General features: G+C 72.9%; 14 protein-coding genes. 5 read left to right on the top strand and 9 right to left on the bottom strand.

The window, feature by feature from the left end:
* Window positions 1–1,883: 1,883 nt before the first annotated feature.
* The 8 genes from ACMA1D_RS29830 to ACMA1D_RS29795 all read right to left on the bottom strand — a co-directional run bounded on the left by ACMA1D_RS29830 (window position 1,884) and on the right by ACMA1D_RS29795 (window position 11,992).
* Window positions 1,884–2,042: a DUF6760 family protein gene (locus ACMA1D_RS29830; protein WP_349989895.1), complete on the bottom strand. Its 159-nt coding sequence runs from the start codon at window positions 2,040–2,042 to the stop codon at window positions 1,884–1,886.
* Window positions 2,039–2,539: a hypothetical protein gene (locus tag ACMA1D_RS29825; protein WP_414727106.1), complete on the bottom strand. Its 501-nt coding sequence runs from the start codon at window positions 2,537–2,539 to the stop codon at window positions 2,039–2,041. Before ACMA1D_RS29825 ends, ACMA1D_RS29830 begins: the two co-directional genes overlap by 4 nt.
* Window positions 2,536–2,976 (bottom strand): phage tail protein, encoded by a 441-nt coding sequence (locus ACMA1D_RS29820; protein ID WP_349989897.1) that lies wholly within the window; start codon window positions 2,974–2,976, stop codon window positions 2,536–2,538. The genes ACMA1D_RS29825 and ACMA1D_RS29820 overlap by 4 nt, the downstream gene beginning before the upstream one ends.
* A 23-nt stretch (window positions 2,977–2,999) precedes the next feature.
* Window positions 3,000–4,568 carry a phage tail sheath family protein gene (locus ACMA1D_RS29815; protein ID WP_414727105.1) on the bottom strand — a complete coding sequence of 523 codons (1,569 nt, stop codon included), beginning with the start codon at window positions 4,566–4,568 and terminating at the stop codon, window positions 3,000–3,002.
* A 180-nt stretch (window positions 4,569–4,748) separates the two neighbouring features.
* Entirely contained in the window at window positions 4,749–6,836 is a 2,088-nt protein-coding gene (locus ACMA1D_RS29810) for an ATP-binding protein (RefSeq protein WP_414727104.1), read from the bottom strand.
* Window positions 6,833–7,558: a DUF4255 domain-containing protein gene (locus tag ACMA1D_RS29805; protein ID WP_414727103.1), complete on the bottom strand. Its 726-nt coding sequence runs from the start codon at window positions 7,556–7,558 to the stop codon at window positions 6,833–6,835. The genes ACMA1D_RS29810 and ACMA1D_RS29805 overlap by 4 nt, the downstream gene beginning before the upstream one ends.
* A complete protein-coding gene (locus ACMA1D_RS29800) occupies window positions 7,555–10,851 on the bottom strand; it encodes a hypothetical protein (protein ID WP_414727102.1) in 3,297 nt (1,098 codons plus the stop codon). Before ACMA1D_RS29800 ends, ACMA1D_RS29805 begins: the two co-directional genes overlap by 4 nt.
* 406 nt (window positions 10,852–11,257) lie before the next feature.
* Window positions 11,258–11,992: a LuxR C-terminal-related transcriptional regulator gene (locus ACMA1D_RS29795; protein ID WP_414727101.1), complete on the bottom strand. Its 735-nt coding sequence runs from the start codon at window positions 11,990–11,992 to the stop codon at window positions 11,258–11,260.
* 217 nt (window positions 11,993–12,209) lie between these two features.
* Here ACMA1D_RS29795 and ACMA1D_RS29790 point away from each other — a divergent pair, with 217 nt between their 5' ends.
* Window positions 12,210–13,697: a hydrolytic protein gene (locus ACMA1D_RS29790; RefSeq protein WP_414727100.1), complete on the top strand. Its 1,488-nt coding sequence runs from the start codon at window positions 12,210–12,212 to the stop codon at window positions 13,695–13,697.
* Window positions 13,698–14,448: 751 nt separating this feature from the next.
* The gene (locus ACMA1D_RS29785) at window positions 14,449–15,912 is read left to right on the top strand and encodes an APC family permease (protein WP_414727099.1); all 1,464 of its coding nucleotides are present in this window, start codon (window positions 14,449–14,451) and stop codon (window positions 15,910–15,912) included.
* Between the two features lie 226 nt (window positions 15,913–16,138).
* On the opposite strand, the gene ACMA1D_RS29780 is transcribed toward ACMA1D_RS29785, so the two are convergent.
* A complete protein-coding gene (locus tag ACMA1D_RS29780) occupies window positions 16,139–16,942 on the bottom strand; it encodes a proline hydroxylase (RefSeq protein ID WP_414727098.1) in 804 nt (267 codons plus the stop codon).
* Window positions 16,943–17,621: 679 nt separating this feature from the next.
* Between ACMA1D_RS29780 and besD the strand changes: the two genes are divergently transcribed.
* From besD to besB, 3 genes are read left to right on the top strand one after another with little or no spacing between them, the layout of a single operon-like run.
* On the top strand, window positions 17,622–18,314 hold the full coding sequence (besD, locus tag ACMA1D_RS29775) for an L-lysine 4-chlorinase BesD (protein ID WP_414727097.1): 693 nt from the start codon (window positions 17,622–17,624) through the stop codon (window positions 18,312–18,314).
* A 40-nt stretch (window positions 18,315–18,354) separates the two neighbouring features.
* Complete coding sequence (gene besC, locus ACMA1D_RS29770; RefSeq protein WP_414727096.1) at window positions 18,355–19,125, top strand: 4-chloro-allylglycine synthase BesC; 771 nt, start codon at window positions 18,355–18,357, stop codon at window positions 19,123–19,125.
* Complete coding sequence (gene besB / locus ACMA1D_RS29765; protein WP_414727095.1) at window positions 19,122–20,663, top strand: L-2-amino-4-chloropent-4-enoate dechlorinase/desaturase BesB; 1,542 nt, start codon at window positions 19,122–19,124, stop codon at window positions 20,661–20,663. Before besC ends, besB begins: the two co-directional genes overlap by 4 nt.
* Window positions 20,664–20,706 lie beyond the last annotated feature (43 nt).

Raw genomic sequence — 20,706 nt, 5'->3', positions numbered from 1 at the left:
CGCCGGGGGCGGCCGGGCGGGGGGCCGGGGCATCCGGGGCCAGCGGAACCGCGGTGGCCGGCAGTCCGGCCAGCGGCGCACCGAGCGGTGCCCGCGCGGGCGACAGCGGGGCCTCCTTGGCCGGCCCGCCGGCCCCGGCGGCAACACCCGGGGCGTGCCCGGGCCCCCCGTGGGGATCGGATGCGGTGGCCGATGGTGTGGCAGGTCCTGGCGCGGCGGCCGGTGGCGCGGCCGGTCCGGATGCGGCGGCGGGTGGTGTGCCGGGGCCAGGCCGGGCAGCGGCGGGACGTACGGGGTACACCCGCCGGGTCGTCCGCAGCGACACCCGCGCCACGGTGAGGGGGCGTCCCAACGGGCTTGTTCGTACGGTGAGTTGTGCGGCGTAACTCGGTTCTCGTGCCGGTTGCCGAGCTCCCGAACTCGCGGCGCTGCGTGCCGCGTCGCCCGGGCCCGTGCGGTCGGCGCCCCGGTCGACAGTCGCGCCGTGCCGCCCGGCGGTGGCGGATGCGGCGGACCCGTGCTGCGTGGCCCCGGGGCTGCTGGCTCCGCCGGCCTGACGCCCGGCGCCGGCGGCGGGCGCGGAGCGTGCCCCGGGGCGCCCGGGCGGTGTCCCGGAACCGGCGGCGGGCCCGGCGGTGGACGTGGCGGAAGCGGGGGCCGAGGCGGTGGCAGCGTCGGCGCCGATCCGTGACGAGGCTGGCACCACGGCGATGCGGCGTACCAGGGGGAGAGGCGGAAGCGCGGAAGGGGTGACACCTCCTGCGGGTGGGGACGCCGCGCCGCCCTCCGGCGTTCGCTGGACGACAGCCGGCCCCGCCCGGTCGGCCGCGGCCCGGTCGGGCACGGGCCGGGGCGTGGTCGGCAGATGGCGTTCGGAGACCAGGCCGTGTTCGGCGGGACTCGCGGCTGCCTCGGCTGGTGGCTGCGAACCGCCTTGCCCGTCAAAGGAGTTGGATTCGGTGGAGTGAGTGGGGCCCGGCGGGGTGGTTCCGACCGCAGACCCCCGGAGTGGGCCCGACGGTGTGGCGGGCTGCGTCGCCGCGGCATCGGTGCCGCTCGCCACGCGCGCCACGAGGGGGCCGACCGTACGCGAACCGGCCTCCCGCGAACCGGCCTCCCGCGAACCGGCCTCCCGCGAACCGGCATCCCGGGGGCCAACCTCCCCCGGCTTGACCACCCTGGCACCGGTGGGGCCGACCGCCCCGGCGCCAGGACCCGCCCCCGTACCGGACGCCGCCCCGGAACCAGGAGCCGCACCCGCCGACGCCCCGGCGCCACCCCCCGCCGAACCCGAACTCGTACCCGAAGCTGTACCCGTACCCGTACCCGTACCCGAACTCGTGCCCGCCGTGTCCCGCCCGCGCGCAGCCTCCCGGCCGCGGCCCCGGCCCACCCCGGCGCGAGCAGGCCCCATGCCACCAGCGCCAGAGCCACCGGAACCGAGGCCGGCGGAACCGGAGTCATCGGCCGTCCCGCCGACCGGCGGCACCGCACGCAGGAGCAGGGGCCCACCCGCACCGTGCGTGGGCGGCGCCGTGGCTGGGCGGGCGATTCCGCGCGCCACACCCGCCGGGGCCAGCGGTGTCACCGTGTGTGCGAGGCCCGTGTCGAAGAGCGGGTTGCGCCACGCCGCCAGCCGCCCGCGGAAGGTGAGCCCGTCGCTGACGGCCAGCGGGGCGCGGGCCAGGGTGAGGGGCGGGGGAGCGGTGCGTCGCCAGCCGCCGTCCCAGTCGCCGGGCACGGTCGCCGCGCCCGCCGGCGCCGGCGCCCCACCCACCGCCGGCGCCGCCTGTTCCGCAGCAGTCGCCTCGGCCGGCCGCGCCGCCGGGCCCTGCGGCCCGGTGGCCGCCCGTCCGCGCCACCTGTCCCACCAAGCCATCCGCTCAACCACCTTCGTTCGCACGCGTGTTGATGTGGGCGATCTCGGCCACCCACTGCTGGCGTTCGCCGTGGGGCAGGTCGAGGATCTCCTCGCGCGGCCAGTGGAAGTGGTAGGCGATGTACGCGATCTCCTCCCGCAGCCGGGGGAGGGCGTACGTCACGATTCCCCCAGGCGCCCACCCGAGAGGTCGACCTCGAAGCCACCCTCGCAGTGCGGGCAGGTGACCGCGGCCCGGGTGTGGCCCTCGCTGTTCACGCGCCGGTAGAAGTCCTGGAGGAAGGCGATGTCGGTGGCGTACATGCGCTCCACGACACCGGCGTGCACATCGGTGATGGCACCGATCCGGGTGATCACCTGGCTGAGCAGCACCACGCTCAGGTACGCCGGGTTCTCCTTGACCCGCAGGTCGATCTGGGGGCGCAGTTCGTCGCGGGCCGTCGCCAGCCGCATCGACCCGTGCCGGTGCAGCGTCCCCGCCTCGTCCAGGTAGCCGCGCGGCAGCTCGAACTCGAACTCGGTGCGCAACCCGGAGCCCTGGCCCGCCGCCGCGGCCGGGGCGGCCTGGGGCTGCGGGGCTGTCTCACCCGTCTGCGTCGCGGGCGCCGTGGCCTGGAGGATCTCCTCCAGGTTGCCCGCCGTGACCGTACGGCGCCTCATTCGACGACGATCTCCTCGAACACGATGGTCACGGTCTCCGTGGCGGCCGATGACTCGCCCGCCTTCAGCGACGGGCCCTCCCACTTGGACGCCCAGCCCTGCATGAGCTGGATGCGCCGCACCGTCTCGCCCGTGGAGTCCTTGATCTCGATGGTCAGGTTCTGCCGCGCGGTGTCGACGGCGCCGTTGTTGAGCGTCTCCTTGATCCACGTGGTGAACTCGCTGCTCTTGTCGAGCCCGCGGGTGATGGTGATCTCGCCGGCCTGCCGGGCGCCGGGCTGTTTGCGGATGATCTGTTTGCCGTCGGCGCTGACCTGCCGGACCTCCACCACTTCCTCCTCGACGGACAGCCCGCTGATCTCCTGGATCGACTCCACCAGGTACCCGCCGAGCTGCACGCCGAAGATATGGGTGGAAAGCGCATCGCCCTCTGCCATGACCGTGTGTCACCCTTCCTGATTCACTCGTCGACGAGGCTGGTGCTGTCGGAGAACTGGGCCAGCCGGAAGACCACGAACTCCGCCGGCTTGACCGGGGAGACACCGATCTCGCAGACCACCCGCCCCTGGTCGATGGCCTCCTGCGGGTTGTTGTCGCGGTCGCACTTGACGTAGAAGGCCTCCGCGGCGGTACGCCCGAACAGCGCGCCCCGGCGCCACTCCTCGGTGAGAAACGCGGTGATGTTACGGCGGATGCTCGACCACAACCGGTCGTCGTTCGGCTCGAAGACCACCCACTGGGTGCCCAACAGGATTGATTCTTCAAGGTAGTTGAAGAGCCGGCGGACGTTCAGGTAGCGCCAGGCCGGGTCGGAGGAGAGGGTACGGGCGCCCCACACCCGGATGCCCCGCCCGGGGAAGGCGCGCACGCAGTTCACACCGATCGGGTTGAGCAGGTCCTGCTCACCCTTGCTGAGCCGCAACTCAAGGTCCACCGCACCGCGCAGCACCTCGTTGGCCGGGGCCTTGTGCACGCCGCGCTCGACGTCGCTGCGTGCCCACAGGCCGGCGACGTGGCCGCTGGGCGGGACGGTCGCGTTGTGCCCGGCCGCCGGGTCGAAGACCCGCACCCACGGGTAGTAGAGAGTCGCGTAACGGGAGTCGTACCCCGCCTCGTCGTTGCGCCAGGCGCGCACCTGCTGCGCGGAGAGGCCGGGCGGCGCGTCCAGGATCGCCACCCGGTCGCCCATCTGCTCACAGTGCGAGATGACGGCGAGCTGCACCGTACGCACACCCTCCGCGTCGATGTCGCCCCGCTGGAAGGCGCTCATCAGGTCCGGCACGGCCACCATGGTGATCTCGTCGATGGACTCCAACCCGGCGAACCCGGTACGGGCCTCGGCGTCCCCCACGTACTCGGCCGCGTCAAGGCGCGCCACCCCGCCCCCGGCCCCCGGCGCCGCGGCCGGAGCCGGCGCGTCCGGGACCGCAACCCGCTGCGCCACCGGCCGCCCCTGGGCCGCCCCGCGCGCCTCGGTGACCTCGATCAGCTTCGAGTTGCGGGCCTGGCTCACCAGGTAGCCCTTCACGCTCTTGCGGGTGGACGCCTCGTACGTCTCGACCACCTGGTCACCCTGGCGGACCAGCACCTTGAACCGGTCATCGGGCGGGTTGTCCCCCTCCGGCGCGGCGATCTCGACGGACACCCCGCTCACTCCGGGCCTGGCCGCCACCAGGAAGCCGCCGACCTCCACCGCAGCGGGCGCCGCCACCTGCCCGGCCTCGGACCCGGCCCCGTCCGGCGCCGGTGTCGACGCGCCCGCCGCCGCCCCGCCGATGCGCACGACGTACGCCGCGCCGCCACCGTTGGCGAAGTAGCCGTACGCCGCGTGCGGCAGATAGGCGCCGCGGGTGAAGCCGCCGAACTGTTGGGTGTACTGCTCCCAACTGGTGACCAGGGTCGGTGCGTGGAAGGGGCCCTTCTCGGCGAAGCCGACGAACGCGGCGACGGCCGTGCCGACCCCCTCGATCGGACGGGCGCCGGACTGCACCTCCTCCACGTACACGCCTGGGGTGAGGTACGTCGGCATGCTCGCTCCTCCGTGCTCGGCGGTCTTCGGTCGCGGACCCAGCCTTGACGCCGACGCCCCCGGTGCCTAGGAGACGGAGGGCCTGCCCGGGGGCAGAGCCCCTGCCCGCCAGGTCGCCGGCCGCCGTGCGCCACGTGCAACCGCGGGGGCGCACGGGGCTCCAGTTGCCGGCCGGGCGGGTCAGCCGGCGTGCCGGACCTGGTCCAGGTACGGGCCGAACTCGCCCTCCAGGACCAGCCGGCCCAGCTTGCGGTACTCCCGGGCGACGGCCGTCACCACCTGGTGCATGGACAGGTCGGCGCCGGACTCGGCCGCCAAGTAGGCGGCCGTCACCGCACAGGCGCGGATGGAACCGCCGGACAACTCGAAGCGGTCCGCGCAGAAGCCCAGGTCGAGATCGGCGGCGCGCGGCAGCCGGCCCCCAAGACACCGTTCCCACAGGGCAAGGCGCTGGGCCGTGGTGGGCACCGGGAACTCCGCCACCACGTCCAGCCGCCGGGTGAACGCCTCGTCCACGTTGGCGCGCAGATTGGTCGTCAGCACCGCGATGCCGTCGAAGGACTCCATGCGCTGGAGCAGGTACGCCGACTCGATGTTCGCGTGCCGGTCGTTGGCGCCCCGTACCTCCGAACGCTTGCCGAAGATGGCGTCGGCCTCGTCGAAGAGCAGCACCGCATTGACCGCCGACGCCTCGGTGAAGATCCGCTCCAGGTTCTTCTCGGTCTCCCCGATGTACTTGTCGACCACCGTGGACAGGTCCACCACGTACAGGTCCATGCCCAGATCGGCGGCCACCACCTCGGCCGACATCGTCTTGCCGGTACCCGAAGGGCCGGCGAACAACGCGATCACCCCGTGCCCCCGGCCGCCCCCGGGCCGCATGCCCCACTGCCCCAGCACCTGGTCGCGGTGGCGGGCGCGCACCGCGAGTTCGCGCAATGCCTGGTGCGTGCGGTCGGGCAGGACCAGGTCGGCCCAGCCCACCGCGGGCACCACCCGGCGCGCGAGCCGGGCCAGCCCCACCCCGTTCTGGGCGCGCACGGCGCCGCGCAGGTCATCGGCGGTCACCGGGCGCCCGGCGAGCGCCGCCGTGCGCACCGCGGCGCCCGCGGCCCGCCGCAACTGCCCGGAGTCCAACCGGTGCGCGGCCACCGAGCGGGCCAACGCGCCCGCCTCGTCCCCCGGCGTGCCGCCGGCCCGCTCCAACGCCCGCCGCCAGCGCGCCGCCTGCTGCGCGGGCGAGGCGGCCGACACGGTCACCGTCACCGGCGTGTCCGCCGCCCACACCGGGTCCCAGTCGTGCGCCCCGTAGGTGAACAGGGGGACGCCGCGGGCCGCCGTGCACAACGCGTGCAGCAGCTCGGCCCGCTCGGCCGGCCTGTCCGGCAGCGCTTCCAGCGGCCCGATGACGATCCCGGCCCCGGTCAGCCGCGCCTCACGGGCCGCGACCGCGGCCACCGTCGGCCACTCGTCAGGCCGCCGTGCCAGCGCCGCCGCGTCCACCACCAGGACGCCGCGCCCCATCTCCCGCAGCGCCGCGCCCGCCAGGCCCTCGGGGGCACCGCCATGGGACCGTACGTGCACGTGGCAGGAGCCGGTGCCGGCCGCCGAGGCCGCCTCGCGCACCCGCACGCCGTCCACCGCGGGGTCGGGGACGTCTTCGCCGAGCACCGGCAGCAGGGCGCCGTCCGGCGCGTCATGGCCGAGCAGGTGCGCCGTCACCCGGTCGGGCACGCTCACCACCCGCGACAGCGGCGGCCGTTCCGGCTCCCCGACCTCCACCAGCCCGCCGGCGAGCAGCGGCGCGCCCGCGGCGAGCCGGAAGCGCACGGCGGACGCACCGCCGTGCCCGCACAGTTCGAGCGCGAGCCCGACGGTCGGCCGGCGCCGTGTCAGATCGTCGTTGAGGTAGCCGTAGAGCCGCTCGAACCGGGTGTCCAGATCCGGTGCCACGGCGATGAGCAGCAGGTCCACGTCGATCGGGGCCAGGCCGAACGCCCCGGCAAGCCGCTCGATGACCGACCCGGGCGGCGGGTGCGCGGCGGGCGGCGCCGGCAGGCCGAACCGGTCGGCGGGCTCCGCCAGGACGCGGGCCGCCGCCTCCGGGGAGAGGTACTGGCCCAGGTAGGGGTCGTCCGGGTCCGGGTCGCCGGCGCGCCGGGCGGCCACCGCGACCCGCACCCGCTCCTCCACCAGCCGCAGCCGCCGCCACAGATACGGCACGGCCTCCCCATCGGTGCCGGCCACGGACTGCACGGTGTCCGTCACGGCTGGCGGCCCCCGTGGCGTCGGCGGCGGCGCCCGGGCTCGGGCCCCCGCTCCCGCGGCGCGCCGAACCCCTCAGCCCCCGGGTCGTCGAGCCCCGTGTAGCGCAGCCGGCGATCGCCCTCCACCGCCTCCGCGCCCTCAGCGGACCCCGTCTCCCGCGCCGGCCGCACCACGAGCCCCTCGGTGACCGGCGGGGCCGCCGCCCGGCTGGCACCGGCCAGCGGCGCCCGCACCTGCACCTCAAGCGAGGGCCGGAACTCCCCGCCCAGCGCGGACCACACATCGGCGGCGGCGGGCGTGTCGGGGCCGGTGCCGACCAGGCCGAGGTCCACGGTGCGGCCCAGCGCGGCCAGCGAACCGGTCAGCAGGCGCTGCGGCAGCGTGTCCGTAGCCGTCAAGGTGGCCAACACCTGTGCCAGCAAACGGTGTTCGTCCTGTGAACGACTGGCCCAGGCCGTGACCAGGTACGTCAGCAGGAACCAGCGGGCGGGCGCACGCCGCGCCACGACCAGCCCGTCCGCGTCGTACTCCTCGCCGCCGCTGCCGCCGCCCCGGCGCGTGGCGTCCTCGCGGATGTCGTACAGGAACACGCAGACGGTCGGCGCGCTGCGGCGCGCGGCCCAGTCGCGGGTCGGGGCGTCGAAGACCACCTCGACGCCCGACTCCGCGAGCCCGGACTCGTCGAGCAGCCGCTGAAGCGCCTCGTCGACCTCGTGGATCATCGGCGGATCACCTCGTCGGGGGGTTGGATGCTGCCGCTGACCACGAGGAAGTCGGTCGTCACCGGAGAGAACCCGGGGCCGCTCGCGGTGATGGTCCGCGGACCCGTCTGGTCCTTGTGCAGGATGAGGAGTTGGCCGATGAAGGTGCCGTCCGCCTTGGGGACGGTGGGCGCCGCTGCCGCCGTGATGCCAGGACGCCACCGGAAGCGCACCGGGACGCCGGGCGGGAAGTCCTTGCCGCGTACGGAGGTGACGAAGCCGGGCTTGCCGATGGGCGGCACGGCGACGATCCGCGGTTGCAGGATGCGCAGCGGGCGCCGGGCGCGGTTGTCGCCGGGGTCGGCGTCCGTGCCGGTGGTCGTCAGCGCGGCGGTCACCTCGGTGGTGAGCGCCCTCTTAGGGCTGAGGACGACTTGCAGCACGGTGCGCGCACCGGGCGTCAGGTCCGGGAGGGCGCAGTCGAAGTCCCGGTCACAGCCGGCGGGCGGCCCGTTGTTCGGCATCCCCGCGGGCAGCCCGAGGCGCAGCCGCAGCCCGGTGGCGAGCGCCTGGCGGCCGTTGCGGACGGTGTACGTGACCACGACGCGCCCGCCGACGTAACCCGGGCTCGGCGCGACCGCGATGCTCACGCCGGGTCCGGCCGCGGGCGCCGGCGGTGGCGCCGGCACGGGAGGCGGCGTGGGCAGCGGCGGCGGTGGCGGCGCCGGCGTGGGCGGTGGCGGCGTACTGGGTGGCGGAGTGGTCGGTGGCCGGGGGCTGGGTGGGGTCTGGGTGGGTGGCGCCGTCGTCGGGGTGGGAGGCGTGGGTGTCGGGGGTGTGGGCGTCGGAGGTGTGGGGCTGGGCGGGACGGGTGCCTCACGGACCGGCACGACGGTCCGGTCGGCGTTGTCGCTCGGCCGCGGGTCGAGCACGGCGCCGGTCACCGACCACTCGATCGGATGCCGGCCGGGCGTGACCCCGGTCAAGGTGACGGTCACCGGCACCGTGCCACCCGCCGGCACCACGCCCACCTCGCAGGTCAGGGCCGCGGCCTGGCAGGTGCGGCCCGGCGCGGACAGGCCCGTGACGCGCACCCCGGCGGGCGGCGCGAGCGTCAACCGGGTGCCGGGCGAGGCAGCGGGCCCGTGGTTGACCACCTCCACCCCGACCGTGCCCGTACGGCCGACGGTGATCTCATCGGCGGTGTCGGGCGCCCGCACCGCCAGGTCCACCGACTGCTGCACGCTCGGCTCCTTCTGACGCCCCGGCAGGTCGTCGGTGAGCGAGGTCACCGCCCCCGTGGCCACGTTCAGCACGCGCAGCTTCTCCGGGCTGGTGCGGGGCAGCGCGGCGCGCGAGGTGAACACCAGGTTCCCGCCGTCGGCCGTCCACGCCGCGTCCCGGGGTTGGAAGGGGCCGGTGGCGTCCGTGTCGGGCAGCTCCCGGCCACAGGCACCGGGCACGTCGCGCGCCGCAGTGGGCAACAGGACCCGGCAGCCGTCACCCGCCACGGAGGTCAGCAGCAGGCCGCCCCGTTCCTTCGGGCCGTAGCTCTTCCGGTTGAAGACCACGGTCCGCCCGTCGGGCGAGAACGCCGGGCTGTCGTCGATCACCCGGCAGCCCTCGGGACAGCCCGTCGCACTGAGGTCGCGCTGCTCACCCAGCCGGTCGCGGGGCACCGTCCACACGTGCTTGCCGCCTCCGTCCTCGGCCTGGTTGCGGGTGAAGGCCAGCACTGTGCCATCCGGCGACCAGGTGGGCTGCGCGTCGCCGAGGCCCTGCCCGGCCGGCGGGGTGATCCGGTCGACGATCGCGCCGGTCGCCGCGTCCGCGATCAGGACCCGCCCGGGGGTCGTGCCGCCCGCCCCGTCCGGCGAGGTACGGGTGAAGGCCAGGTACTTCCCGTCGGGTGAGAACGTCGGATCGGTGTCCCGGTCGAGCGGCCCACGCTCGGCCAGCGGCAGCACAGCGGCCCCGGCGCCGTCGGCCTCGGCGGTCCAGACCTGCTGCAACCGCTGCCCGTACGCGCCCTCGAACGCGGTGAAGGCGATCCGGCGGCCGTCGGGCGCATAGGTCTGCCGCTCGGTCCACGGGTCGTACGCCGAGTCGGGTTCGAACAGCCGGTCCCGTGCGGTGTCGGTGTCCGCCGCCGGGTCCTCTTCGAGGAGTAACCGGCCCAGGTCGCGCGGGTCGGAGCCGTCAAGGCGGACGTCCTGGAGCGTGACCTGGTGCGGTCCGCCCCGGCCGTCCGGCTCCTCCTTCGCTGCCGGCTCGTCGGGCGTGGTGCGGTCCACCACCGTGCTCCCGCCCGCCACCGGGCCGAGCCAGGTCGCCGAACCCACCTCACGGTCCTCGCTGAGCACCAGCGTCGGGACCTCCGTGGTGTGCACCTTCACCCGGTACACGTGGTCCCAGTCGCCCTTGCAGTTGCAGGTGCGCTCCGGGCTGAGGAACAACAGCCCGTCCCCGTCGGGCAACCACGCTGCCCGATGGGCACGCCACTTCTCCTGCCCGCCCCCCAACAGCGGCCCGCCCCCGCCGCCGTCCCCGTCGGTCCAGTGCAGCCGCGGGCCGGCAGGACCGGTGGCCGTGTACGCGATGACGTTCCGGTTCTCGGCGTCGTCCACCGGGTTCCAGACGGGCTCGCCGGCCGTGGTGCCGCCCGCCGGGTCCGTGACGCGCCGTGCCTGGCCGCCGGCCAGCGGCCGGACGTAGACCTGCCGGCCCGCCGCCCGGTCGACGTCACTCGCGTACGCCAGCCGCTGCCCGTCGGGCGAGAGCGTCGGCCACTCCTCGCTGGCCGGCGTGTTGGTCAGCCTGGTCAGACCGGTGCCGTCCACCGCCACCCGCCACAGGTCGCGCTGGGTGGTGCCGCCGGGCCCGGCGGGCTCGGCCGAGTCGAAGACGACGGCCTGCCCGTCCGGCGTCAACCGCGGGTGTGCGGCGTCCCGGCCGCTGGTCAGCCGGCGCACCGACCCGTCGGCGGCGCGCAGATAGACCTGGGGCCGCCGCTCGTCCCGCCGGCTGGCGAAGACCAACTGGTCGCCCAGGGCCGCCGGGTCCACGTCGTAGTGGGTGGGGCCCGGGCCGAACAGCGGCGGGCTTGACGTGTCGTTCTCCACCCGGCCCAGACTCCGGTGTCGGGTCCCGGCGTACACGATGCGGGTCTCGGCCGCCGCGACCTGCGCCGCCGCCTCGTCGTCGGCGGCCGGCCGCGCCGCCGGGCCCGCCCCGAGCAGCGGGGCCAGCAGCAACAACGTCAGGACGACCCGACCCCAGCGCCGCCGACCGCCCGCGTCCCCGCTGCCCCTCACGGCCCACCTCACCCTTCCCCTGCCGACTCGCCACGTACGGCCACCAGCCTGTGGGCCGCCGCACCCACCGGGGCAGGGCGATGGGGACGCAGTCGGGGGAAGAGGCCGGGGTGTTCGAGGGCAGCGGGCGGGGCGCCACCGCCACGGCTGGCCCGCCGGTAGCCGTCAGCCGGCCCCGACGGCAGCCAGCCGCCCCCGACGGCCGGCCGCCGCTGTCCGAGGGCCGGCCGCGCTGTCCGAGGGCCGATGATCGCCCGCCGACCGCGCCACCCGCAGCCCGCCACCCTGCGCTCCACGGCCAGCAACCCTGCGTCCGTCGCCAGCCGCCGCCCGGCACCCTCCGCCGACCGTCAGCCGCTCGCCGTCAGCCACCCACCGACGGGTCGACGGCCGGCAGTCGGCATGTTCAGATCAGTCCCCGGCGGAGCGCATAGCCCACCGCGTGCGCCCGATTGCGCAGTTGCAGGCGCGTGATGACCTCGTGCAGCACGTTCTTGACGGTCCGTTCGGAGTACGCGGTCTTGCGGGCGATCTCCGTCGTGTCCAGCCCCTCCGAGACCAGGCGCAACATCTCCGCCTCACGGGCGGTCAGCGTCGACAGCGACACGGCCTGCGGGTCGAGCGGGGAGCGCTGGAGGTGGCCCACATGGGTGAGCAGCTTGGCCAACAGGTCACCGGGGAGCACACCCTCGCCCCTGGCAATCGCCAGCACCAGGCGCAACAGCTTGTCCTGGTCGGCCTCGGCCCGTCGCAGCACCGCGGCGACCCCCGAGTCCAGCGTGCGCTGGAGCGCGTCCCCCGACTCGAAGGTGCCCACCACGATCCCGGTACGGGTGGCCGGGTTGTGCCGCAACCTGTTGAGCAGCGCCGACGTCTCGTCGTTGACCGTGTCCACCACCACCAGGGACACCCGGGCGCCGTCCAGGTCGGCGTCGGCGACCAGGTCGATCTCGGGCCGCTGCTTCAACTGCTGGACCGTGCCCACGTAAAGGATCGGGTCGGGCGCGTAGACGGCCACGCTGACGCGCTCGGCGCTGACTGCGCGGGCGGGCCAGTGCGCCGATCTGTCGGCGGCACGGCCGGCCTCGGGCTGCGCGGCGGCCGGCGTACTGGCAGAGCTGATCATCCGGGTCGAGGACATGGCGGCAGCACCTCTTCCATGATGCGTACGGTACGGGTGACAAATCGGGGGCAGAAGGTACGGCGGCGCCCGGCGGGCCTCCGGCAGGGCGGCGGCCGGGCGACCGGCCCCGGGGCACGCGGGGGAGCCGCCGGTGGTTCGGAGAGGCACGAGCACTGTCCGGGGCCTTGCCCCTCGGCCTCTCGAAGCCACCCCGGCCCCGGCATAACGTCGCCGTGTGACGTCTCCCACTGCCTCCCCCAGCCCAGGCGCACCGGGTCTCGACATCCCCGAGGTGTCGGTGACGCCGGGCGACACCGCCTCCACCACCCTGACCGTCCGCAACGACAGCGACATCGTCGAGGCGTACTCCCTGGAGGTGGTGGGGGACTGTGCCGCGTGGGCCGTCGTGGAGCCGGCGCGCGTCTCGCTCTACCCGGGCACCTCAGCATCGGTGACGATCCGACTGAGCCCGCCGCGCTCCTTCGAGGTACGGGCCGGCGCGTACCCGCTGGCCGTGCGGGTGCTGCCGGCCGAGCACCCCGAGGCGGTACGGGTCCCCGAGACCACCGTGCGGGTCGGGACCTTCCGCCAACTGCGCACCGAGATGGTGCCGCGCCGCCGCCGCGGCTGGCTGCGCGGACGCTACCAACTGGCCCTGCGCAACGAGGGGAACGCCCCCGTACGGCTGGGCTTCACCCCCGGACAGCCGGGCGAGGAACTGGGCTTCAGCTTCCGGCCGAGCATGCAGTCGCTGGCACCCGGCGAATCCGCACACGTGGGCCTGTTGGTGCGCACGGGACAACCGATCTGGTTCGGCAGCCCCACGGTCTGGCCGTTCACGGTGGACGTCGCCGAGACGGCCGACACGACTGGGACGGCCGAAGCGGCGGGCACGGCGGGGACGCCAGGGGCCGCGGCGGGCGCCGGCCGGCCGGAACGGGCAGACCCGCCGCCCCTGCCGGACCTCTTGGACCAGGCGGTCCCACGGCCGGTCCTGGAAGTGGAGTTCGTCCAGATCCCGATCTTCCCGAAGTGGTTGCTCGCCGTGCTGGCCGCGCTCCTCGCCCTGATCCTGGCCTGGTTCACCCTGGTACGGCCCACGGTGCGCAGCGCGGCCAAGGACGCGGCCGACGAGGTGGTGCGTCCGCGCCCCACTCCGGGCAGCAACGTGCCGGGCCAGGAACAGCCGGGCGCCGGCGGCGGTATCGACCAGCGCCCCGGCGGCGGGGCGGGGGCCCAGCCCGGCGGCGGTGGCGACGGCACGGGCACCCAGCCGGGGGCCGGCGGTACGGACACCCAGCCGGGCCGCGGGGGCGGCTCCGGCACCGGTGGGGGCACCGGGGGTGGGAGTGGCGGCGCCGGCGGTGAGCAACAGCATTCGGTCACGCTCGAAGTGCAAACGCCGGCGGGCATGGAGGGGACTCGTGCACACAAGCTGAAGAAGGGTGAGGTCTTCGACATCACCGATCTGGTCATCGCCAACTACCAGGGTGACGAAGGCGTGTTGACCATCAAATTCGGGGACCGGAAGATCACGACGATCGCCCTGGAGACCTTCCGCAACCACGACCTGCACTGGGTCACTCCCCTCAGGATCACCGAGAACGCCACCGTGACGGCCCAGGTGACCTGCGAAAAGCCGGGCACTCCGGCGACGGGCAGGCGTGCTCAGGAGTGCCACGAGGTCCTGAACGTCAGCGGTACCCTCAGCCGCACCAGGTGAGTTGGGCTCCCCGCCCATGTTCGGGGAGCGGGCACGGCTTGCAAAGATGCTGGCGCCACACCGCGACCGGAAGTTGCTGTCCGCGCCGCCGGCGCCAATGTCCTCTCCAGAAGCAAATGTTCCGGTACCGAAGCGCGCCTTCCCCGTATCTCCCCCGGTCAGAGGGTGTGCCCCGGCGTGGGGCGCGGTAGGGGATTTGGCTGGATCCCCCTGGTAGTCGCCGTGCTGACGGACGTCGGTGGGCAGGGGGCGGGCGGCGGAGCCGGCGTGGGGAGTCGAGGTCGGCACGGCGAGGTGGGGCGGGCGGGAGACGGCGCGGGGCGGGCGAGAGGAGAGGCGGGGCGGCGCGGATCGTCGCGCCGCCCCGCCTCATTGCCTCCCCGGTGCGCTCGACTGCACTTTCCGGCCTCGCCGCCCGCGGCCTGTGGGGCGTGTGGCCCCGGCCCTCGGGTACGCGGCCACGCGAAGCGGTCGCGGTGTGGCCATGGGTGCCTCCGCTGGCGTCGTGAGTGTCGTCATGCGTCATGGCTGTCCGCCCCTGGCGCGACGGGTGAGACATGCGGCGGCTCTCTCGCCGCCGGCGTACCGTCAGCCGTCCACCAGGAGCGACCGGGCGGGGGCCGGCCTGGCCCGGCCTTTGTGCGGCCCTGATTTCCCCTCGCCCCTCCCCTTGCCAAATGGATAGTTGGCCCGCACGATGGGGTCTTCGTTTGACCTCAAATGAACTTCTCGTCGTCTGGGAGGTGATCGTGTGGACAGTCAGCAGGTTTCCGCCGAGCGGGCCGCGCGGCGGGAACCCCACGCCGCAACCACGCTCAAGCCAGGCGCCCTGGGCGTCCTCAGCATCCTGTTCTTCGTCCTGTCCGCCCAGGCGCCCCTGACGGGCATCGCGGGCGCGGCCCCGATATCGGTCGCCATCGGCAACGGCCCCGGCACGCCGGCCGCCTACGTGCTGGCCGGCGGCGTGATCCTGCTCTTCTCCGTCGGGTTCGTCGCCATGGGGCGACACGTCGTGGACGCCGGGGCCTTCGCCGTCTACATCGGCAAGGGACTCGGCCGCACCACCGCGGGAGGCAGCGCCGGCGTCGCCCTGTTCGCCTACTGCGTGCTCCAGGCCGCCATGTACGGGCTCTACGGCTCCATCGTCAGCGCGTTCGTCGCCGACCACACCGCACTCGACCTGCCGTGGTGGACGTACACGCTGGCCACCATGGCGGCGGTGCAGGCGCTGGGGGTCGCGGGCATCGAGACCGGGGCCCGCATCCTGGCGGTGCTGGTCCTGGCCGAGTTCAGCGTCCTGCTGGTGTTCGGCCTGGTCACCCTGGTCAAGGGCGGTGGCCCCGAGGGGCTCGGCCTGGCCGACAGCTTCTCCCCGTCGGCCGCACTCCACGGCGCACCCGGCGTCTCCATCATGTTCGCCATGGCGTCGATGCTGGGCTTCGAGGCCACCGCGATCTACGGCGAGGAAGCCAAGGACCCCACCAAGACCGTGCCGCGGGCCACCTTCTTGTCGGTCGTCACCGTCACCGTCTTCTTCGCCGTGGTCTCCTGGATGCTCATCTCCGCCTACGGCGCCTCGCAGGCGGAGGGGGCGGCAGGTGAGGCGCTGGCCGCCGGAGAGTCGGACGGGTTCGTCTTCGCGCCCATCACCGCCCAACTCGGCGACTGGATCGGCGACGTGCTCCCCGTCCTGCTGGCCACCTCGCTGTTCGCCGGCATCCTCACCTTCCACAACTCGGCCAACCGCTATCTGTTCTCCCTCGGCCGGGACGGCCAGCTCCCGACCGCGTTGGCCCGCCTCAACGCCCGGCGCGCGCCGGCGACCGCGGGGTGCGTGCAGACGGCCCTGGCCCTGGCGCTGATCGTGCCGTTCGCGGTGGCGGGGGTGGACCCGGTGCGTACCCTCTTCTCCTGGTTCAGCGGGCTGGCCGTGCTGGCGATGATGCTGCTCTACCTGCTGACCTCCGTGTCCGTCGTGGTCTTCTTCCGCCGCAGCCGGGTGGACGACCGCCGCTGGCACACCCTGATCGCCCCCGTACTGGGCGCGCTCGGCATCGCGGGGGCCGTCTGGCTCATCCTCGCCAACTTCACCACCCTCATCGGCGGCGGCCTCGGCACGGCCCTCTGGCTCGGCCTCACGGTGCCCGTGGTCATGGCGCTCGGAGCGGCCAATGCCCACCTCAGACACCGTCGCACCGTGCGCCGCGACGGCTGAACCGACAACCGGCTGGGCGGCGAACAGGCATTCCGGCAAGACGAGTTGGCGGCGCTGGCAGTCGCTCCGACAGGCCCGGCCGCGGGGCGAACCCCAACCCCGCGGCCGAGTTCGGAACGCCGAGTCGGGGAGGCCCGAGCCCCGCGGTCGAGCACGGAATGCTTGCGTACGAGTCTCCGCGTACCGGTCGCCGCGTACGAAGCGGGCCCCGCCGCCGGCTTCCGGGTCAGGACCAGGCGACCAGCTCGCCCGTCGCGGTGACCCCGAGGAAGAACGTCACGGTGACCCGGCGGAGGCCGTCCCCGGCGGTCCCGTTGGGCAGCACCCGGTGGTAGTGGTTCGGGTTGAACAGCAGGGCGTCGCCCCGGCCGGGGGCGACGGTGAGGGTCCGACAGCCGTCCACCACCCGCGGGTCGTACCCATACCGCAGCCGGTGCACGTCGTCAGCGGCCTCCCAGCGGTGCTGCCACAGACTCGTCCCACCTCCCTCGTCCGGCACCAACAGATAGACGTTGTAGGTGAGTTGCTGGACGATCTCCTGATCGAAGAGGCCGTCCGGGTATTCGAGGTGGATGTCGTCGTAGTGCAGCAGCGTGCCCGCGTTGATCTCGCGCATCATGCCGACGAAGGCCGGGCGCCCGCCGATGGTGGCCGCCGTGACCGCCGAGCCCCACGCCTTGCCGAGCACCTCCAGCGAGATCAGGGTGGGATCCGGTTGCATGTCGGCCTCCCGCCACCTGCGCTCCGCGGCCTCGGCTTCCGCCCAGTAGGGCTCGGCCCGCAGGACCCCGTCGGGCGTGCGGAAGTCGTTGAGGGCCGGGCCGAACCTCGTCATGGCCACCCGGACCGGGCGGTAGTCGACCGTGGGCAGCCGGGGGAGCGCGGCCGTCATGCTGTCGAGCGTGGGCCGGTCGAAGAATCCGGGAACGCAGACCGCCGCGAGGTCACCCGCCGCGACATCGGCAATGTGTTGCCGAGAGAAGGCGGGAACGTTCACGGCGGAGAAACTCGGGTCGAGCGCGCTGGGCATGGTGCCTCCATATCCGATGGCGAAATGGGGGAGTCGGGGAGCGGGAGGAGGACGGGCGGGACAGTTTCTCCGCGGGGACGGATGAACAACGACAGTCCACAGCGTCGAAGGGCGAGCCACATCGGCGACCAACAGGATGCGGGCGGATTCCTTCCCACGGTTTGGCTGATTCATTACGAGTACGAGGATGAGAACGGATGAGGGCGCTCCCAAGTGCCTAGCTGGGAGCGATCCCAGATGCCTAGTAGAGGTTTTTCGGCGAACCGTCGAGAGGTCGGATCCGCCGGCGCGCGATTCACGCCACGTTGCTGGGAAGATCTCGTTCCGGAAGCCCGGAAGATCCAATAAGCCCCATGGTAGACGCCGGCCTGCCCGAACTCCGACGACCGATCATCAAGGTCGCTACGACCTCGTCTTCGCCGCGCCCGCCGACCAGTCATGACGTCAGCCGAGCCGATCATCAGGGTTGACCGGAATGAACGGGTCCCGGCGATCGCCCGGGTGGCCAAAAGCCTGGGGACGCATCTACGGTTCCACTGCTCCTTCCAACACACGCCGCTTCTGATCACTGCGACCGATCCTGCATTCACCAGTCGAACATCGGAGAGCCTTCGTGAGTGGTAACGGATTTGGGCCCGAGAGTATCTGCTCCCCGCTGGAAGCCGACGAAATTCGTCGGATGTCGCATCATTACCACCGCTACGGCATCGTCACGGTGACTAATCTGATCGAAGCGCAGACGCGTCAGGCAGTACGTGCCGAAGCGGAACGCCTCCTCGGGGAGCACTCCGAGCGCCGCGACCTCCGCCTGGAGACCACCGGATTCACCCGCCGCTCCATGTCCGTGGTACCCAGTGAGAAGATCGCGAACAACAGCGAACTGGTGACCTCGACCTACGCGAACCCCAGCCTCCTCGGGGCCCTCCAGACCATCGCGGGGGAGAAACTGCACCCCTGCCCGAAGGCCGACGAGGAATTCCTGATCACGCGGCAGGAACAGCGCGGCGACACGCACGGATGGCACTGGGGCGACTTCAGCTTCGCCCTCATCTGGGTGCTCGTGGCGCCCCCGATCGACGTCGGCGGGCTGCTCCAGTGCGTTCCCCACACATCGTGGGACAAGACGACACCCCGAATAAACAACTACCTCGCCGAAAACCCCATCAACACCTATCACTTCGGCTCCGGGGACGTGTACTTCCTGCGCACCGACACCACGCTGCACCGCACGATTCCCCTGCGCGAGGACGCCACCCGCATCATCCTGAACATGACGTGGGCGGGAGACCGGGATCTGACGCGCAACTTCGACGCTGACGACCGGTGGTGGGACAACGCGGACGTCTCGGCAGCTTCCGCCATCAAGGAGTGAAGGCGCACCGCGCCGCTTTCTGTTCTCGAAGGAGACGACCGTGACTGACCTGGACAGCGGCTCCACGACGGCAGCCGTGTGGGACCACTTCGACAACGTCGAACCGGGAATCCGCCGCCGCATCGCCCTGGAAGACCCGGCGATCAAGGAATACCTGGACGGCACGCTCGCCCGCATTGCCAGCCACCGCGGCGTGGAGCACCCGTACCTGAACGCCTACCGCACCACCCGGCTCACTCCCGAGCAAGAACGCCTCATGTACAGCGAGACCCACTACTTCTTCCGCTACCTCCCCTTCTACATCACCGGAATGGCGGTCAAGACCCGGGACGAGATGATCCTTCGGGAGATCGTCCTGAACGTGTACGACGAAGTGGGCGGCGAGGTCACGCACTCCACCCTCTTCGCCAATTTCCTCGCCGGCATCGGCATCGAGAAGGAACACCTCGACGGCTATGAGCCGCTGGAGGTCACCAAGCGGCTCAACGACGGAATTCGGGTCCTCTACACCGAATCCCCGATCCACAAGTCGCTCGGTGCGCTCTACGCCGACGAGACCATGTCGTCCATCATGGTCTCCAAGATCAACGACGGTCTCGCCAACCACGGCTACAGCAAGGAACTGCGCCACTTCTGGCAACTGCACATCGACGTCGAGGTGGGGCACAGCAACTCCGTCTTCAACGCCATCGCCCCCTATGTGGGCTCGGCGGAGACCCGGGCGGAGTTCGAGGAAGGCGCCTTCGAATTCCTCGAACTCGTGGAGAACTACTGGGACGGGGTACAGCAACTCGTGGGCCTTGAGGCATGACGCTCGAAACACCCGAGGACATGCGGTCGACCTGCGGCCTGCGGCACATCGCCGCAGGTCGGCCCGTGCCCGGCTCCCTCCATTCGGTGTCCGTCTCGATCCCCGACGTGGCCTCCGTCATCGGCTTCGAATCGGGCGATCCGGCCACCCTGAGCCGCATCTCGTGGGGCTACCCGCGCTTCCGCGCCCACCCGTACGTGACCCGGGTGGCGGACCTGCTCGCCCGGGACGATGGCAGCGGATCGGGCGGGGACTTCCTCCTGACCCGCTCCGAACGCGTCGCACGGGCCGCCGCGGCCTACGCCGGTCTCACCCCCGACGCCGTGTTCGCGGGGCGCGGCGTGCGCGGAGTACGGCTCCCCGCCGAGGAACCCGCACGCACCCGGGCCCGTACCTACGTACAGCACACCGGCGGCCACCTGACCTCGCGCGAGGCCGAGGACGTGCTGCTGAACGCCGGCCTCGTCGAGGGGCGGCAGCCCGAGGACAGCGCGGACGACGCCCCCGCCGACGCCATCAGAGCCCACCTCGCCGACGCGTACGGCACGCCCGACGCCGCGGACGTCTCGCTGCACAACAGCGGCATGAACGCCGTGGCGGCGGCCATCTCCGCGGTCTCCGAAATCCAGCGGGAAAACGGCCGGCGCCGCTGGCTCCAACTCGGCTGGATCTTCTTCGACACCATGAGCCTGTTGGAGAAACGCGTCATCGACGTCGAACACACCACGGTCTCCGACCCGTTCGACCTCGCCGAGATCGCCCGCATCGCCGACGCGCACGCCGGCGAACTCGCCGGCATCATCGCCGAAGTGCCCACCAACCCGAGCCTGCGCACCCCGGACATCCCGGCCCTGCGCGAGATCGCGGCCCGGGCCGGCTGCCCACTGGTGATCGACGCGACCATCGCCACCCCCTACAACGTCGACGTGCTCCCGTACGCCGACGTCGTCTGCGAAAGCCTCACCAAGTACGCCACCGGATCTGCCGACGTCCTCATGGGCGCGGCCGTAGTGAACGGAAGTTCACCCCACGCACAGGACCTCCGCAGCGCACTGCGGCGCCACGGTGACGAGCCCTACCACCGCGACCTGGCCCGCGTGGCCGCCCGAATCCGTGGCTACGCGGAACGCATCGACCGGGTGAACGCCAACACCCTGGTCCTCGCCCACCACCTCGAACGGGCCACCGGGGTCGTCCGAAGCATCGACTGGGCGTACGACTCCCGCTCCGTCGCCAACTACCGCAAGGTCGAACGCCGTCCCGACGCACCGGGCGGCGTGCTCATGGTGGACCTCAAGGTCCCGCTGGAGCGGATCTACGACCGCCTCGCGGTCGCCAAGGGACCCAGCTTCGGCGCCGAGTTCACCATGGCCTCACCACAGATCTTCATCGCCCACTACGACCTGCTCGCCACCCCAGAGGGCCGTGCCACCCTGCGCGGCAGGGGGCTGCACCGGGACATGCTGCGGATCTCCGTCGGCACCGAGGAACCGGAGCGCATCGTGGAGACCTTCGAACGGGCCCTGCGCCCCGAATGAACCGGCCGGACCGCCCCGCTCACCCGGGGCGGTCCCCCCGTCT

Origin of the sequence: Streptomyces sp. 796.1 (genome assembly GCF_047525675.1) — a bacterium.
Taxonomy (GTDB): Bacteria; Actinomycetota; Actinomycetes; order Streptomycetales; family Streptomycetaceae; genus Streptomyces.
Note: the sequence above shows the minus strand (reverse complement) of the source record. Positions and strands in the feature narration are given on the sequence as shown.